We start from the raw sequence: 734 nt of genomic DNA on the forward strand, positions 1-734 counted from the left end.
CGGCAGGAGCGCGCCGAGGCGGAGGGTGGCGCTCCGGTAGGGCGCGGCGGCGTCGGCGGGGGGCTCTCCGCCGGCCAGTGCCTCGCGGTAGGCGGCCAGCAGCAGCCGGTCCCGGGCCGCGATCACGGTGGCGACGGCGAAACGGGCGGCGTAGAGCCGGCGGCGCAGCTCCCGGACGGTGCCGGAGTCGGCGCGCGGGTCGGCGTCCTCCCAGGCCCGCACCCAGTCCATGAGCAGGCGCACGGTGCGGGCCAGGGGCAGCGGCGAGTGGCCGGGCCGCGGCAGGGCGGCCGTCCCGTCGGGCAGGACGAGCCGGGCCGCCGCCCCCGGCTCGCGCAGCCGGGCGAACAGCTCGGCGGCGCCGCTGCCGCGCGCGTCCAGCGGTTCCAGCGGGCCGGGGCCGGCGGGCAGCGGCAGGGCATCCGGGCCGGTCACCTCGGTCGGCTCCGCGAGGAGCCGGATCAGCCGCGCGGCCTCGGCGCCGCCGACGGTGCGCCGGTAGCGGCCCAGCCGCGCGAAGGCGGTCTCGACGAGCGTGTCGAGGTGCGGGGGCAGGACGCCGCCGGCGCAGTGCCGGTACCGGGCCGCGGCCTCGGCGGCGTCCAGTTCGAGGGCGTCGTCGCGGAGGGACTCGGCGCCGGCCTTCACCGCGAAGGAACCGGCGGCCGCCCTGACGAGGCGCGTGGCCCCGCGCCTGGCCGCCGGGCCGGTGGCGGGGCCACGCGCCTCGTCAG

At 81.5% G+C, this 734-nt stretch carries 1 protein-coding gene; it reads right to left on the bottom strand.

The window, feature by feature from the left end:
• Window positions 1-734: hypothetical protein (locus EF903_RS34625; protein ID WP_221888827.1), on the bottom strand; the 734-nt coding region annotated here is incomplete at both ends.

This window comes from Streptomyces sp. WAC05292, assembly GCF_003949955.1.
GTDB lineage: Bacteria > Actinomycetota > Actinomycetes > Streptomycetales > Streptomycetaceae > Streptomyces > Streptomyces globosus.